This window comes from Ferribacterium limneticum, assembly GCF_020510625.1.
Lineage (GTDB): Bacteria > Pseudomonadota > Gammaproteobacteria > Burkholderiales > Rhodocyclaceae > Azonexus > Azonexus limneticus_A.
This window is the reverse complement of record NZ_CP075191.1, coordinates 1014470-1030787: the sequence shown is the minus strand read 5'-3', so window position 1 is coordinate 1030787 and position 16318 is coordinate 1014470. Positions and strand designations below refer to the sequence as shown.

Annotated in this window: 14 protein-coding genes; 2 read left to right on the top strand and 12 right to left on the bottom strand. The window is 58.2% G+C overall.

All coding sequences use genetic code 11. The annotated features are described in order from the left end of the window. Positions 1–113: 113 nt before the first annotated feature. The 11 genes from KI617_RS04960 to KI617_RS04910 all read right to left on the bottom strand — a co-directional run bounded on the left by KI617_RS04960 (position 114) and on the right by KI617_RS04910 (position 11475). Positions 114–731: a helix-turn-helix transcriptional regulator gene (locus KI617_RS04960; RefSeq protein WP_226450914.1), complete on the bottom strand. Its 618-nt coding sequence runs from the start codon at positions 729–731 to the stop codon at positions 114–116. After that, on the bottom strand, positions 731–2146 hold the full coding sequence (locus tag KI617_RS04955) for an HlyD family type I secretion periplasmic adaptor subunit (protein ID WP_226450913.1): 1416 nt from the start codon (positions 2144–2146) through the stop codon (positions 731–733). Before KI617_RS04955 ends, KI617_RS04960 begins: the two co-directional genes overlap by 1 nt. Continuing rightward, the gene (locus KI617_RS04950; protein ID WP_226450912.1) at positions 2143–4320 is read right to left on the bottom strand and encodes a type I secretion system permease/ATPase; all 2178 of its coding nucleotides are present in this window, start codon (positions 4318–4320) and stop codon (positions 2143–2145) included. Before KI617_RS04950 ends, KI617_RS04955 begins: the two co-directional genes overlap by 4 nt. A 105-nt stretch (positions 4321–4425) precedes the next feature. Further along, a complete protein-coding gene (locus KI617_RS04945) occupies positions 4426–6483 on the bottom strand; it encodes a sodium-translocating pyrophosphatase (RefSeq protein ID WP_226450911.1) in 2058 nt (685 codons plus the stop codon). A gap of 28 nt (positions 6484–6511) precedes the next feature. Then, on the bottom strand, positions 6512–7771 hold the full coding sequence (locus KI617_RS04940) for a 6-phosphofructokinase (RefSeq protein WP_226450910.1): 1260 nt from the start codon (positions 7769–7771) through the stop codon (positions 6512–6514). 10 nt (positions 7772–7781) lie between these two features. After that, positions 7782–8435, bottom strand: coding sequence for an adenylate kinase (gene adk, locus KI617_RS04935; RefSeq protein WP_226450909.1), 654 nt, complete (start codon positions 8433–8435; stop codon positions 7782–7784). Between the two features lie 74 nt (positions 8436–8509). Further along, positions 8510–9295 carry a 3-deoxy-manno-octulosonate cytidylyltransferase gene (gene kdsB, locus KI617_RS04930; RefSeq protein WP_226450908.1) on the bottom strand — a complete coding sequence of 262 codons (786 nt, stop codon included), beginning with the start codon at positions 9293–9295 and terminating at the stop codon, positions 8510–8512. Next, complete coding sequence (locus KI617_RS04925) at positions 9295–9471, bottom strand: Trm112 family protein (RefSeq protein ID WP_226401137.1); 177 nt, start codon at positions 9469–9471, stop codon at positions 9295–9297. Before KI617_RS04925 ends, kdsB begins: the two co-directional genes overlap by 1 nt. Beyond that, positions 9452–10453, bottom strand: a complete 1002-nt coding sequence (lpxK, locus tag KI617_RS04920) for a tetraacyldisaccharide 4'-kinase (RefSeq protein ID WP_226450907.1) — start codon at positions 10451–10453, stop codon at positions 9452–9454. Before lpxK ends, KI617_RS04925 begins: the two co-directional genes overlap by 20 nt. After that, positions 10453–10866, bottom strand: a complete 414-nt coding sequence (locus KI617_RS04915; RefSeq protein WP_226450906.1) for an ExbD/TolR family protein — start codon at positions 10864–10866, stop codon at positions 10453–10455. The genes lpxK and KI617_RS04915 overlap by 1 nt, the downstream gene beginning before the upstream one ends. Positions 10867–10869: 3 nt before the next feature. Continuing rightward, on the bottom strand, positions 10870–11475 hold the full coding sequence (locus KI617_RS04910; RefSeq protein ID WP_226450905.1) for a MotA/TolQ/ExbB proton channel family protein: 606 nt from the start codon (positions 11473–11475) through the stop codon (positions 10870–10872). 282 nt (positions 11476–11757) lie between these two features. Between KI617_RS04910 and xseA the strand changes: the two genes are divergently transcribed. Continuing rightward, the gene (gene xseA, locus KI617_RS04905) at positions 11758–13110 is read left to right on the top strand and encodes an exodeoxyribonuclease VII large subunit (RefSeq protein WP_226450904.1); all 1353 of its coding nucleotides are present in this window, start codon (positions 11758–11760) and stop codon (positions 13108–13110) included. Positions 13111–13149: 39 nt separating this feature from the next. Continuing rightward, positions 13150–13734, top strand: coding sequence for a superoxide dismutase (locus tag KI617_RS04900; protein WP_226450903.1), 585 nt, complete (start codon positions 13150–13152; stop codon positions 13732–13734). Between the two features lie 248 nt (positions 13735–13982). On the opposite strand, the gene KI617_RS04895 is transcribed toward KI617_RS04900, so the two are convergent. Next, positions 13983–16295, bottom strand: a complete 2313-nt coding sequence (locus KI617_RS04895) for a P-loop NTPase fold protein (RefSeq protein WP_226450902.1) — start codon at positions 16293–16295, stop codon at positions 13983–13985. Positions 16296–16318 lie beyond the last annotated feature (23 nt).

Below are 16318 nucleotides of genomic sequence, written 5' to 3'. Positions count from 1 at the left end.
GAAACTCCAGACACTATTAGCAATGCTAAAAGTCTAGGGCTGCCCGTGCCTCCCGGCTATTGAACCAAAGTACAGTTATTGTAAAAAAGCGTGAGTAATTCCACGCTCAGGCGTTAAAGATTTACGCCATTGATGTGCAGCGAGAGCTGCAAGCGATCGCGCAGACCAAGCTTTTCAAAGATCGCCGACATGTGTGCCTTGACCGTCCGCTCGGTAATCGACAACTGGTCGGCCACCTCACGGTTGCTGGCGCCACCGGCAACCAGTCTGGCCACCTGGACCTCGCGCTCGGAAAGCAGCGTCGCCCAGTTCACCCGCGGCGGTCTTTCAGATTTCGCCGCCAGGGCACGTGATGCCCCACCGACCAGGCGCAGCAACAACGACTGGCCAACCCACAAGCCGCCGTTCTCGACCACCAGTGCGACCTGACGCAGAACCTCGGGTGCCGCATGGCTGTTGCAACAGCCCGAGGCCCCCAGGGCCAGGGCGGCCTCGACGACGGATTCATCCGGCTCATCTGCCAACAGCACCACGCGCTGACCGGCTTGATGAACATGAAAATGCAAGACCGATTCCACGGATTCGCCAGCCCGGCATCGATACCAGACAATCGCGGGTTGGCCGGCGGGAAACGCCATATTTTCGTCCCGGCGCAATGCCCGGGCTTGCGGGAAAGCGGCCAGCCAGGTCGGCAAGGGCGCCGCGTCGCGATCAACGAAGTAGTGATTCATCAGCGTTCCGTCAAGGCCACGCTCTTGGCCCTGAGCACCGGCTTGACCAGATAGGCCAGGACACTCTTCTTGCCGGTCAGGATATCGACCTCGGCGACCATGCCCGGAATGATCGGCAGATTGGCATCGCCAAAACCGGGTTTGTTGGTCCGAACCCGCACGGTATAGAAGGCATTGCCCTTATCGTCCATGACGGTGTCGGCCCCGATGTGTTCGAGGGTGCCCTCCAGCCCGCCATAAATGGAGAAATCGTAGGCGGTGAACTTGACCATGGCCGGCTGCCCCGGGCGCAAGAAGGCGATGTCGCGCGGCAATACTCTGGCCTCCAGCAACAGCGTGTCTTCCAGGGGAACAATTTCGATCATGTCCTTGCCGGGCTGGATGACGCCGCCCACGGTATTGACCAGCAGACGCTTGACCGTCCCCTTGACCGGCGAACGAATGGACGACTGCTTGACTCGATCCGACAACGCGACGCTGCCTTCCGCCAGGCTGTTCAACTTGGCCATGGTTTCGGAGAGCTCCTTGCTGGCGTCATTGCGGAAGGTCAGTTCTACCTCCTCGATCTTGCGCTGAGCTTCGTTGATCGATGCCTGAACGCGGGAAATCTGGGCCGCAGCCATGTCACGTTCGCCACGGTAGCGCGAGACATCGCGCTCAAGGCGGAGCAACTCAACTTCGGAAACGGCACCGGAGTTGATCAGGGGCTTGGTCACCGCCAGTTCCCTGGAGGTCAGGTCATAGCCTTGTGAAGCCTGCGCCCTCTTGGCCTGCGCTTCATTCAGCTCCTGCTGACGCTGGGCAAGCTGCTGACGAGCAATGGAAACGGCGGCATTCAGCTCGTCGTTTCTCGCTTCGTAGAATTGGCGTTCCTGCTGGACGATCGAGGCATCCGCCTTGAGCACTTCCGGCGGCGGCACGAAGGGCTTGCCTTCGGAAATTGCCCGCAGACGGGAAGCCTTGGCGACCAGGCCAAGATACTGCGCCTGATTTTCCTTCACTGAGGAGACGAAGCGCGTTTCGTCGATCTTGATCAACAACTGATTGGGCTGAACGACCTCGCCTTCCTTGACCAGAATTTCGGAAACCAGCCCGCCATCGATGCTCTGCAGAATCTGGACCTGGCGCGACGGAATGACCCTGCCCTCGCCACGGGTCACTTCATCCAGCTGGGCAATCGCTGCCCAGAGAACGAATGCAATGAACACGACGCTGATGGCGCGTAAAAGGACGCGAGCCCGCAATGGCTCCTGACGCAGCATGGCGAGATCGGCATCCGTTGCAAAATCGACGACCTCGATTTCCTCCCGGTTCGGCAAGCGCCCGAGAACCTTTTCGACATACGGCGCACCGCGCTGGGCGACATGCTCCAGCCAGGCATGTGTGGCCCCCAACAAGGCTTTGGCGCGACTCATGACGCCCTCCCGACGCGACCGCTCTGCAGCGCCTGAATCACCTGATCCCGCGGACCATCCGCCACGATGCGGCCATCATCGACGACGATGACGCGCGTCGCCAGATCGAGCAGGCTGTTGCGGTGGGTGACGATCAATACCGTCTTGTGGGCGGCCGTCAGGCGCAGCCTTTCCTTGAACTGCTGCTCCGAGGAGAAATCCATGGCGCTGGTCGGCTCATCCAGCAACAGAATCGGCGGATCCATCAGGAAGGCACGGGCAATCGCCACCCCCTGGCGCTGACCGCCAGACAGGGAATCGCCCCGCTCGCCGATCATCATGTCGAAACCATCCGGATGACGATTGACGAATTCGGTCAAACCACCCGCCTCGGCCGCCGCCACGATGGCGGCATCGTCGGCGTAAGGCGCGCCGATGGCGATGTTTTCGCGCAAAGTGCCATAGAACAGCGTCAGATCCTGGGCGACGTAGCCGATATTGCGCCGCAGGTCGGCCGGATCCAGTTGGCGGAGATCGACACCATCGATGCTGACCGCCCCGCCCGTCGGCTGGTACAAGCCGAGCAGCAGTTTCTGCAGGGTGGTTTTACCAGAACCGACGCGACCGATGACAACCACCTTGTCGCCGGCGTTGATCTTGCAACTCAGACCGCGCAATGCGGCAATCTGGGCATTGGGATAGCTGAACTCGACATCGCGAAACTCGATATCGCCCTTCAGCTCCGGACGATGGACGAAATTGGCGTCGGCCGGCCGTTCGACCGGGTTATTCATGATCTGCTCGAGCGAGGTCAGCGCCACCTTGGCGTTGTGGTACTGCATCAGCAGCCCGACCATTTGCCCCAAGGGCGCAACGGCCCGCGAGGTCAGCATCGTACAGGCGATCAGGCCGCCCATGCTCAATTGGCCATTGCCGATCAGATAAACGCCGGCAATCACGACGACAACGTTAACAATCTGCTGGATTTCCATGGCGCCATTGGTGGCCGCGGCGGAGAGGAAACGCATCTGGTTATTGACCCGTGCGACGAAGGCTACGGTTTTTTCCCACTTCGCCTGCATCACGCCTTCGGCGCCCTGGGTCTTGATGGTTTCCAGGGCGGTCAGGCTTTCGATCAGCGTGGCATTTCGCTGCGCCGATGCCCGATAGGTCGTCTCCGACAGCGCGTGCATCTTATGCTGCAGCACGTAGGCGTAGATAACGACGACAACGATCGCCAGCAGGACGGGGATGATCAATTGCCACGCAATGATCGCGATAACAAGCACGAACAGCAGGGCAAAAGGCAGATCAATGAAGGCGGTGACCGAAGCCGAGGTAATGAAATCACGCACCGACTCGAATGAGCGCAGATTCGATGAAAACGCGCCAACGGCGGCCGGCCTGGCCTCCATGCGAACACCAAGAACGCGCTCCATGATCCTGGCGGAAAGCTGCATGTCGATCCGCGCGCTGGCCAGATCGATAAAGTAGCCGCGCAGGGAGCGCAGGATCATGTCGATACCAATGACCAGCATGACGCCAAGGGCCAGGACCCAGAGTGTCTCGGTCGCCCGGTTCGGCACCACGCGGTCGTAAACATTCATCGTGAACAGCGGCATGGCCAGCGCCATCAGGTTGATCAGCAAGGCCGCGCCAAGGACATCGCGGTAAACCATCCACTGATCGGCCAGCGCACCCCAGAACCAGTGGCGAAGCTTGATATCGCCCACCTGCGGCGTACGACTGTCGAACCTGAAATGCGGCCGCGAAAAAATCGCAATGCCCGAGAAGCGCTCTGCCAGGGCATCTCGGGACAACAGCACCGTTCCCTGAGCAGTTTCCGGAAACAGCAAGCGGGCGGTTTGTCCAGACGCATCCCAACCGAGGAGCACGCAGGCCTCCTCGTTATTAAGCAGCAAAACTGCCGGCAGCAGCACGTCGTCGATGCGCTCCAGCGAGCGCCTGACCACCTTGGCCGAAAGACCGGCCCGACTAGCCGCGCGTGCAAACATGGAAGGCGGCAAGACACCCTTCTCGAGGGGCAATCCGGCAACCAGCGCGGCCCGGGTACTCGGCCGGCCGTGAATTCGCGTCAGTTCAACCAGACAATCCAACAGCGGGTCATGATGCAGGATATCTTCCCGCACCCCGGATACGCCGACACCCGCAGACCTGCTCGCAACTTCGCTCATGCCACTCCCTGATTTTTGGCGATTCTAGCTTGGCTTGATAATGGCAATTCAAAGAAATGTAAAAAGGCGGCCGAGACCGCCTTTTTCACGAAAGCCCTGAGTTGATCAAGCAATCAACGGAACAATCAGCAGGGCGACCAGATTGATGATCTTGATCAGCGGATTAACGGCCGGACCCGCCGTATCCTTATACGGATCGCCAACGGTGTCGCCGGTCACGGCTGCCTTGTGGGCCTCCGAGCCCTTGCCACCGAAGTGACCATCCTCGATGTACTTCTTGGCGTTATCCCATGCGCCGCCGCCGGTGGTCATCGAAATGGCCACGAACAGGCCAGTCACGATGGTCCCGACCAGCAGGCCGCCCAGCGCCTGTGGCCCAAGCACCAGACCGACAACGATCGGCACAGCCACCGGCAGGATGGACGGAATCATCATTTCCTTGATGGCCGCAACGGTCAGCATATCGACGGCACGGGAATAGTCCGGCTTGGCCGTCCCTTCCATGATGCCGGGGATTTCCTTGAACTGACGACGCACTTCCATGACCACGGCGCTGGCCGAACGGCCCACCGCCTCCATCGCCATGGCGCCAAACAGGTAAGGAATCAGGCCGCCGATGAAGAGGCCGATGATGACCAGATGGTTCGACAGATCGAAGGTAAAGACCTTGCCGGAAGCCGCTTCCAGACCGTGCGTGTAGTCGGCGAACAGCACCAGAGCCGCCAGACCGGCGGAACCAATGGCATAGCCCTTGGTTACGGCCTTGGTCGTGTTACCGACGGCATCGAGCGGATCGGTCACATTGCGGACTTCCTTCGGCAGTTCGGCCATTTCGGCAATACCACCGGCGTTGTCGGTGATCGGACCATAGGCATCAAGCGCCACGACGATACCGGCCATCGACAGCATCGACGTTGCAGCAATGGCGATACCGAACAGGCCACCCATCGCGAAGGCAGCATAGATCGCCGCACAGACGGAGAGCACCGGCCAGGCGCAAGCCTTCATCGAGACGCCGATACCGGCGATGATATTGGTCGCATGACCGGTCTGGCAGGACGAAGCAACATGCTTGACCGGCGCGTAGTCGGTACCGGTGTAGTACTCGGTAATCCAGACCAGTGCAGCGGTCAGGACAAGACCGACGACCGAGCAGCCGAACATCGAGGCGGTCGTGATCTTGGCAGCGGCATCACCGGCCCCGATCAGCCATGAGGTGATCGGATAATAGGCGGCCAGCGCCAGCACCCCGGCGACGATCAGGCCGCGATAAAGCGCCGCCATGATCTTGCCGCCTTCGGTCGCCTTGACGAAATAGCAGCCGACGATGGACGCGATGATCGACACGCCGCCCAGGGCCAGCGGATAGAGCACAAGATTTTCACCCAAGCCCGGGAAGGACTTGATGGTCAGCGCGGCCAGAACCATGGTCGCGACGACCGTCACCGCGTAGGTTTCAAACAGGTCGGCCGCCATACCGGCACAGTCACCGACGTTGTCACCAACGTTGTCGGCGATAACGGCCGGGTTGCGCGGGTCGTCTTCGGGAATGCCGGCTTCGACCTTGCCCACCAGGTCGGCACCAACGTCAGCACCCTTGGTGAAGATACCGCCACCCAGTCGGGCAAAGATGGAGATCAGCGAAGAACCAAAGGCCAGACCGACCAGCGGCTCGATGATGTGGTGCAGGTCAGCGCCTGGCGCACTGGCCGATTTCAGGAAAGCAAAGTAGCCAGCCACACCGAGCAGACCCAGACCAACCACCAGCATGCCGGTAATCGCGCCGCCCTTGAAGGCGACATCCAGTGCAGCAGAAATTCCGCTACGGGCCGCTTCAGCCGTCCGGACATTGGCGCGCACGGAAACGTTCATGCCGATGAAGCCGGCCGCGCCAGAGAGCACAGCACCGATCAGGAAGCCGAAAGCAGTCAACCAGCCCAGCTTGGGGATGAGTCCGATCACCAGGAAGAGGATGACGCCAACCATCGCAATAGTCTTGTACTGGCGGCTGAGATACGCTTCCGCCCCCTGCTGGATGGCTTTGGCGATCTCCTGCATTCGCTCGTTGCCGGCGGGCAACGCGAGGATCTGTCGACTGGAAATCCAGCCATACAGGACTGCCAACACGGCGCAACCTAGCGCCAGCAACAACGCTGTACTCATTATTCCCCCTCCTTGGTTAACAACGAAATCAAACGTTAAAACTCCCCAGCTTTTTGGCGACAGAAATATTCTTCAGGCGAATGTAATCCGGCAGGCCGTTGCGATAGGGCGGCGGCTCCTCGCCATGAATCAATGGCTGCAGATAGGCACGGCACGCATCGGTGATATGGAAGCCATCCGGCGAGATGAACTCGGGCGGCATCTTGCGCTCGACGTTGGCGATCTCGGCCAGCGGCGCGTTGCCGATCTGCCAGCGGTACGGGGCATCGTCCAGACGCTCGATGGTCGCCATCACCGCATTCTTGCCCTGCAAGGCCAGATCGACGGCCGCAACACCCAGGGCATGCGCCTGTTCCAGATCGGTTTTCGAGGCCAGATGTCGGGCCGAGCGCTGCAGGTAATCAGCCAGCGCCCAGTGGTACTTGTAACCCAGCTTGTCCTTGACCAACTGGGCCACCATCTGACCGACACCGCCCAGTTGTGAATGCCCGAAAGCATCCTTGGTTCCGGACTCGGCGATCAGATTGCCGGCGGCGTCGGACAAGCCCTCGGAAACCGCCACCGTACAGTAGCCGTATTGCTTGACGCACTCATCGACGCGAGCGAGGAAACGCTCGGGATCGAAAGGCACTTCCGGGAAAAGCAGGATATGCGGCGGTTCGCCGGCATTTTCCGAAGCCAGGCCGCAAGCGGCAGTGATCCAGCCGGCATGACGCCCCATCACTTCCAGCACGAAAATCTTGGTCGAGGTCCGCGCCATCGAAGCCACATCGTAGCCGGCCTCACGGATCGACGTTGCCACGTACTTGGCGACCGAACCAAAACCGGGACAACAATCGGTATGAGGCAGGTCGTTATCAACGGTTTTCGGCACGCCGACACAGACCACCGGGTAACCCATCTTTTCGGCGATCTGCGACACCTTCCAGGCGGTATCCATGGAGTCGTTGCCGCCGTTGTAGAAGAAATAGCCGATGTCGTGCGCCTTGAAGACTTCGATCAGGCGTTCGTATTGCGCCCGATGCTGCTCCAGGCTTTTCAGTTTGTAACGACAGGAACCGAAAGCGCCGCCCGGCGTGTGCCGCAGGCGGGCGATATCCTCGTCGGATTCGAGGCTGGTATCAATCAGGTCTTCCGTCAGCGCCCCGATGATGCCATCGCGCCCGGCGTAGACTTTCCCGATCTTCTCGGGATGCCGGCGTGCTTCCTGAATCAGGCCGCACGCCGTTGCGTTGATGACGGCAGTTACGCCCCCCGACTGCGCGTAGAAGGCATTTTTCGCCGCCATCTTTAGCTCCTTACTTCAGCGCTTCAAAAACGCTCTTGGTGATGTTGTCGACGCTACCAACGCCGGCCACCTTGCGCACCTTGGGGGCTTTGGCATCGCCTTCAGCCGCCCACTTGCCGTAGAAATCAACCAGCGGCTTGGTTTGCGAATGGTAGATTTCCAGACGCTTCTTGACAGTCTCTTCCTTGTCGTCGTCACGCTGAACGAGCGGCTCGCCGGTCACGTCGTCCTTGCCTTCAACCTTCGGCGGGTTGAACTTGACGTGGTAGGTACGGCCCGAAGCCAGATGAGCACGACGGCCAGCCATGCGCTCGACGATATCGCTGTCCGGCACGTCGATTTCGAGCACGAACTCGATCGGCACGCCAGCATCCTTCATGGCCTGAGCCTGGGGAATGGTGCGCGGGAAGCCGTCGAACAGGTAACCGTTCTTGCAATCGTCCTGGGTCAGACGATCCTTGACCATGCCGATGATCACGGCATCCGGCACCAGGCCGCCTGCGTCCATGTGCTTCTTGGCTTCCAGCCCCAGCTCGGTGCCGGCCTTGACCTGGGCACGCAGCATGTCGCCGGTGGAAATCTGCGGAATACCAAACTGTTTGGAGATGAAAGTGGCTTGCGTTCCTTTGCCGGCGCCGGGTGCGCCCAACAGAATCAATTTCATGAAAAGTCCCTCGGTTTTGTCTAAGAAATTCTTGTTATCGGCTTCAGTCGTGGCCGCTCTCTAAGAGCGGAAAATTACTCGCAATTATTGGCACGGTCAAACAGTTTGCGCATCCGCTCTGCGTCTTCGGGCGTATCGACGCCGGGCGCTGGCGCAGCATCGATCAGCGTGACGCTGATCCGGTAGCCGTGCCACAACGCACGCAGTTGTTCCAGCGACTCAAAATGCTCGGTGGGTGCCGGCGTCAATCCGGCGTAGGCCTTCAGGAAGCTGGCCCGATAGGCATACAAGCCGACATGGCGATAAGCCGGGAAGTTGGCGGGCAAGGTTTCGCCCCCATCCTCTTTGGCGAAATGATCGCGGGCATAAGGAATCGGCGCCCGGGAAAAGTAGGCGGCATCGCCATCGGCCCGGCACACCACCTTGACGACGTTCGGATTGAAGAAATCTGCCGCATCGGTAATCGGGTGCGCCACCGTCGCGATGTCGGCACCGCTGGCCGCAAGTTGGCGTGCCGTCTGGATGATCACTTCCGGCTCAATCAGCGGCTCGTCGCCCTGCACATTGACGATGATGGTGTCACCCGCCCAGCCGCGCTGCTCGACCACTTCAGCCAGACGGTCGGTCCCGGTGGCATGGTCGCTGCGCGTCATCAGGGCGGCCACTTCGTGCGCTTCGGCCGCGGCGCGAACTTCGGGGTGATCGGTTGCCACCCAGATTTCCTCGGCCCCCGACAGTCGCGCCCGCTCGGCTACCCGGACGACCATCGGCTTGCCGCCAAGATCGAGCAGCGGCTTGGCTGGCAGACGGGTCGACGCGTAACGAGCCGGAATGACGACCTTGAATGCCAGACCGGACATTACTGCCCGTCCGCGTTGAGTTGGCGCGCTTCGTCCTCGAGCATGATGGGAATGTCGTCGCGGATCGGGAAAGCCAGTTTGCAAGGCTTGCAGACCAGTTCCTTTTCGGCCTTGCGGTGTTCGAGATTGCCCTTGCAAATCGGGCAGACGAGAATATCAAGCAACCTGGCGTCCACGGAGTTTCTCCAAAATCAGTTCAATAAGGGCCTGCGAAAGCTCGGCCTCGACGGGCAGAACCCAGGTTTCACCCGCCGTCAGTCCGGCACATTTTACTGCATCCTTCTCGGTCATCAGCAGGATGCCGTCCCTGGCGAAAGCCAGATCGGCAGCAACATAGCGATGATGATCCGGAAAAGGATGGTTTTCGCAGTGCAAGCCGAGCGACGCCAGCGTCCGGAAAAAGCGCTCCGGATTGCCAATACCGGCGAGGGCGTGAAGCGCACCTCGGCCACGCAGACTCTCGGCCGAAGCCGTTTGCCCGGTGGCGCCAAGGCGATAGAACAAGTCAGGCTTGAGAGTCATCGCGAAGCTCGGCGTCGCAGTAGACAAGCCAGTTTCCGGCAAGCCGTTGCAAATGATGGCATCGACTGTCGCCAGCCGTGAAACCGGCTCACGCAAGGGCCCGACCGGCAAGCGCCAGCCATTGCCGGCGCCGCGGGCATCAAAGACAACCAGTTCGACGTCCCGCGCCAGGGCGTAATGCTGCAATCCGTCGTCGCAGAGCACGACATCGACTTCCGGATGGGCAGCCAGCAAAGCCTCGCCAGCCGCCGCCCGATGGCGCCCGACCCAGACGGGAACACCGCTGCGCCGGGCGAGCAACAAAGGCTCATCCCCGACCTCCTCCGGCCGCGATGCGGCACTCACCGCAATGACTTCATCCCCGGAACGACCGTAGCCACGGCTGACAATCCCCGGTCGCCAGCCGCGATCGCGCAATTGGCGAGCCAGCCACAGGGTCAGCGGCGTCTTGCCCGCACCGCCGACGATGATGTTGCCAACCACAATGACCGGCACCGGCAGGCGTTGCGGCTTGGTGAAACGGCGATTGAGCGCGCTCAAACCGGCATACAGCCAGGCGAGCGGCAGCAAAAGCCACAACGCCGGCGTCAGCCGGCGTTGCTCAAACCACTGTCGCTGTAACCAGCGTGCCAGCATCAGCGATTCTGGGTGGCGAAGGAAATGTGCGGATAACCGGCCGTCTGCGCCGCCTGCATCACGTCGACCACGCTTTGATGCGTTGCCTTGGCATCGGCATTGATGACGATCAGCGGATCCTCACGACTGCCCGCCGCCCGGCGCAGGCCATCGGCAATGCTCTTGACGTCGGTGGCCGTCAACGGTGACTTGTTGACCAGGATCTGACCGCTGGCGGTCACAGCAACATCGACTTCGTTCGGCTGCTCGGCCTGCTTGCTGGCATCCGCCGTCGGCAGGTTGATTTCCAGCCCGGAGAACTTGGCGTAAGTGGTGGTCAGCATCAGGAAGATGATGATGACCAGCAGGACGTCGATCAACGGAATCAGGTTGATTTCCGGCTCTTCCCGGCTACGGCCGCGCTGAAAATTCATGACTTACTTCCGGTCGCCGTGCATGTACTCGACGAGGCGAACGGCCTGCTGCTCCATCTCGACGACGAAGCCATCGGCCAGCGCCCGGAAATGCCGCCAGAAGATCAGGCTGGGGATGGCGATGACCAGACCGAAGCCGGTGTTGTACAGGGCCACGGAAATACCGTGGGCCAGTTGCATCGGATTGGCGCCAGTCGGCGACTGCGAACCGAAGATTTCGATCATGCCGACCACGGTACCGAACAGGCCCATCAGCGGGCTGATCGAGGCGATAGTGCCAAGCGTCGTCAGATAACGGTTCAGCTCATGGGAGACTGCAGAACCGGATTCTTCGATGGACTCCTTCATGATCTCGCGGGTCGAATTAACGTTGCGCAGACCAGCCGACAGCACACGGCCAAGCGGTGAATGGGCATCCAGCTCTTCCAGCAACTTGTCGTTGTTGGCGCCACGCTTGAACTCGCCGACGGCGCGCTGGAGCAAACCTGTCGGCACCACCTTGGAGCGGCGCAAGGCAACCAGACGCTCGATAATCAGCGCGACCGAAATAACCGAAGCCAGTAACAGGGGCCAAATTGGCCAGCCGGCCGCTTGAACGATAGCTAACACTGTGGAAATCCTTGGTGGAATATTAGCCCGCAATTCTGCCCTGCCCCCCGCTACAGAGCAAGCGACGAAATACCGCCCTCGCCGCGGCTTATCCCCAAAACCTGTGGATAAGTCTGTGAATCGGTTGTCATCAACTGCGCTAAACCCCCTTCCACAAAGGACTTTTCCTGCTCTGCCAAAAAACAAGGCATATAATTTGAACCATTTAAAATCAGTCACTTAAGAAAACTTCAGCCTGTCAACAGACGACATGCAATTTTGGCCACGAGTTACAATCCGGCCATGCTCATACCCACCCCGCCTGTCGGCAACTCCGTCCTCAGCGTTGCCAGCCTGAACCGCCTGGTGCGGGACTGTCTGGAAGCGGCCTTTCCGCTCACCTGGGTCGGCGGCGAGATTTCCAATCTGACCTATGCCGCGTCGGGCCATGTCTACTTTTCGCTGAAAGACAGCAGCGCCCAGGTTCGCTGCGTCATCTGGCGCAGCCGTGCCCAACTGCTGGGCTGGCGCCTGGAAAATGGCCAGAAGATCGAGGCGCGGGCGCTGGTTTCGTTTTATGAGCCGCGCGGCGAATTCCAGCTCAACATCGAAGCCGTCCGCCGGGCCGGTCAGGGCGATCTGTTTGAACGCTTCCTGCGTCTGAAGGCGCAACTTGAAGCCGAAGGACTGTTCGCCCCCGAGAACAAACGCCCGATTCCCGCCTTCCCCCGGCACATTGCCATTGTCAGCAGCCTGCAGGCAGCCGCCCTGCGCGATGTATTGACCACCCTGCATCGACGGGCGCCCCACCTGCGCATCACCATCTTCCCGACTCTCGTCCAGGGTGAAGGCGCCGGCGCCAAAATCGCCGAAGCGCTTGGCCAGGCCGCCAACGGCGGATGCGATACGATCATCCTGTGCCGCGGCGGCGGCAGTATCGAAGACCTGTGGGCCTTCAACGAGGAATGCGTCGCCCGCGCCATTCGCGCCTCGGCCATTCCGGTCATTTCCGGCATCGGCCATGAAACCGACTTCACCATTGCCGATTTTGCCGCCGACCTGCGCGCCCCGACGCCAACCGCCGCCGCCGAGCTGGTCAGCCCCGACCGCGACAGCCTGCTCAACCGCCTCGGCCAACTAGAAAATCAGATCCGGCGACGGGTCGAACGTTCGCTGGCCGACCAGCAACAGCGTATCGACTGGCTGGGCGGCCGCCTGATCCACCCGGCCGAACGGATTCGCCAACGCCATCAGGAAAACGACGCACTCGGCCTGCGCCTGCAGCGCGCCCTGTTTCGCCAGATCGATCGCTCCCGCCTGCAACTGACCACCCTCGGCCAGCGCCAGACAACGGCCCGGCCGCGCCCTGAATTACAGGCCGGAGCCCTGGAACACCTGCGCCACCGCCTGGCCAAACAGACCCAATGGGCACTTTCTCAACATTCCGGGAAACTTAATTCGCTATCCAGCAGTCTCAAGCAGCTGGATCCGCATGCGGTACTGACCCGTGGTTATGCGCTGGCCATTGGCCCCGACGGCCGCGCCATCCGCGATGCCTCGGCGCTGGCACCCGGCGATGCCCTCAAGCTCAGCTTTGCTCGCGGCTCGGCCACGGCCACCGTCAATCAGGTTGTGACAACGCCCGAAGCTGACTAGAATTTTCGTTTCACCCCTCAAATACAACGGAGAATATAAATGGAACATCAACTGCCCCAGCTGCCGTACGCCAAGGACGCACTCGCCCCGCACATGTCGGCCGAGACCTTCGACTACCACTACAGCAAGCACCATCAGGCCTATGTCACCAACCTGAACAACCTGATCAAGGGCACCGAGTACGAAAACCTCGACCTCGAAGCCATCGTCAAGAAGGCCCCGGCCGGCGGCGTCTATAACAACGCAGCCCAGGTCTGGAACCACAGCTTCTTCTGGAACTGCATGAAGCCGAACGGCGGCGGCGCTCCGACCGGCGCGCTGGCTGCAGCCATCGATGCCAAGTGGGGCTCGCTGGATGCCTTCAAGACCGCCTTCCAGACCTCCGCGGTCGGCAACTTCGGTTCCGGCTGGACCTGGCTGGTCAAGAAGGCCGACGGTTCCCTCGACATCGTCAACATGGGCGCCGCCGGCACCCCGCTGACCACCGGCGACAAGGCCCTGCTCTGCGTCGACGTCTGGGAACACGCCTACTACATCGACTACCGCAACATGCGTCCGAAGTTCGTCGAAACCTTCCTGGCCTCGCTGGTCAACTGGTCCTTCGTCGAAGCCAACTTCGCCTGATTTCTGTTTCTGATATTTCAGGACCAAAGGGAGCTAGCAGCTCCCTTTTTCGTTGACTCAGGTTTACCCAGAATGGCAATTAATCGGCCTTTTATGCCTTTGGGCTTTTGCGCAGTATCTGGCTGCAATATACCGGCAACCTGTCGTACGGTGGCTAATGGCAGCTGCCATCCGCAGCACAGGACGGCATCCAACTCGCTACCGTTACCGCTGTCGTGTTCGTTATGACAGGGTACGACACATCAAGCTCAGCGATGTTTCGTTCTTCGAGGTTTAACTCCACTCTTGATAAAACTGTTCACACTATCGAAAGTAGATTGAGATTGATCGCGTACAGTATTCCAATTGAAGTATGGAACACTAATTCCTGCTAAACCCCATGTCTCGTTCAAGTAGTGCCTGAAGTTGATAGAGCGTTCGTAGCGATGGGCGATGTCAAATGACTCATATTCAAAACTGCACAATTTCCTTAATTCACTATCAAAAATCGGGGTATCGAAAACCATCGCGTCAATGTACGCAAATGTTCCACACCATCTAGTTAGATGGTACGCACCGACGGTCGTTATTCGGAATGACTCAGGAAGGTCACCGAGAAGCTCGACTCCAGTGGTCTCCTCAAAAGTCACACGTTGGCTGGTTTCAATTAGTTTTTTATTTGTAAGTCGGCGCAGCGCACTTCCAACCTGTTCCTTAGAGAAACCTTGTGATTGAAGCTCAGAAAGCAAATCCAGAATTCCTACGAAACCGTCAGATCGTCCATGGGAAGGGTCGTAGTTTAAATAACCAAGTATTAGCGTGGACAAAAAGTGCTCTCGACGATCAGGGTACCTCACGTCAAATAAATTTATGGCTAATGAAGATCCTGGGTCATAGTGAGCATAATCACCCAGTAATGCTGCTTTCGAAAACTCATGAACAGGTATGATGTATCCGTCGCCATCTTTCATATGGCCAACAATTTTATCGGAGTCAACATTTGGGCTCCCGATAAATTTCGTTACAAAATCGATCATTGAGCGAACATTGCCACCGGTTATGTTTGACAAAAACTCCGAGACTTGGGGGTTTTTTCTCAGTGCCAATAAAAGAGCTTTAAAGAACAAAGCGATTTCAGTGAGATTCAGACTGACGCTGGAGAGAGACTCTATAGGCATCCGCCCCTCTGCCATATTCAATGCAAACACCAGTCTCCGTTCTAACACCTGCTCAGGTCGAGGTGGCATGATGTAAAAAATCTTATTGGGATATGCAGAAAGTGACCCTGAGCGCTTCGACTCATGGAAAGTATTTGGGCGTACGGCAAGAAAGACAATCGCGCCCCAGTGCTGAGCAATGCTCTGAGAAATAATGAAGGCTTTCTGTTGCAGTTCGAGATCTCGTTGGTCAATGTTGTCGATGATTACAACAACCTGCTTGCGGGTTTCTTTGCTGATTTTTTGAAAAGCGTAACGCAAATGTTGTTCGACGGATTTGACCTTGCTTTCCAGCATTTCACATAATTTAAGTTGGTACAGAGAACTATCTGTCACTTTAAGAGGTCCGAAGATTCCTCGCTCAAATTTGGTGATATCTTCCTTGTATACATTAGATATAAATGCGAGAGAGGAGATATCTATATCGTACTTCTGCTCTAATTGTTTTTGTATTTCTCGATGAACATAGTCCTCAACTCCATTTTCAAGAACAACGTTCACCCCAAGATCCAAATACAAATAGATGGACTCCTTAAACTCTTTCTCAGCAAGGACTAAAATCAGGTTCTTAATAAACGATGTTTTCCCTACACCGACATCTCCAATTAAAATAATTGGTCGCCGTGAAAGCCCCTCGGCCAAAATTTCAGCCGAGATTGAAGCTCCTCCTTTGGGCTTTGCAGGTGAAAGCACAGGAGATGCCTCCGATGGATCGAAAAGCGCTGCATAACGAGTACGAAGCAAATTTTTGCTAACTAATGCATCTTGGGCCAGTGCTCCACTTTCGCAATAACATTCCTTATAAAACTGCTTTTCAACCTCTTCCGTTCTGATTACATCCTCCAGTAGGAGTTCAGCGATGAGACGTAATTGGCTCGCAGAGTTTGTCTGATACCGGAAGGATGGATAGTTGCGAATAAATGTGGAAATTTTTTCTGGGATACCTGCAACGCTATTCTCCTCTAAGAACGAAGCTAGTTTGTTGGCAGAAACGCCAGAAGGGGATAAGCATTCATAAACTCTTCCGAAATTCTCTAGCAACTCATCGAAGCCGTCGAGAATGAGTGCAGTTCCATCTAGTGGCGATTTCCCATCATAACGACTGCCGATGAATGCGATTAACTGAGATCCATTGGATACCGCAGCAAGGCGGACTCCACGAGATGAGCAATAGCGCTGAACCTGCTCAATAGCGTCTTTAGCGCTTGGGCTTAAGTCACATATCGAGCGTATAGAGGTGACTAGTTTCGCTTTATTCCGGGCAGGTATTTCGAAGTATCGATTATCGCGTTTTGCCTCAAGTATTAGGCCACGCGGATCGCCCAACTCATAATCAGTAAAATCACCATTTTCATACCGTTCCACCCTGACAAGATTTCGGTCCCAGC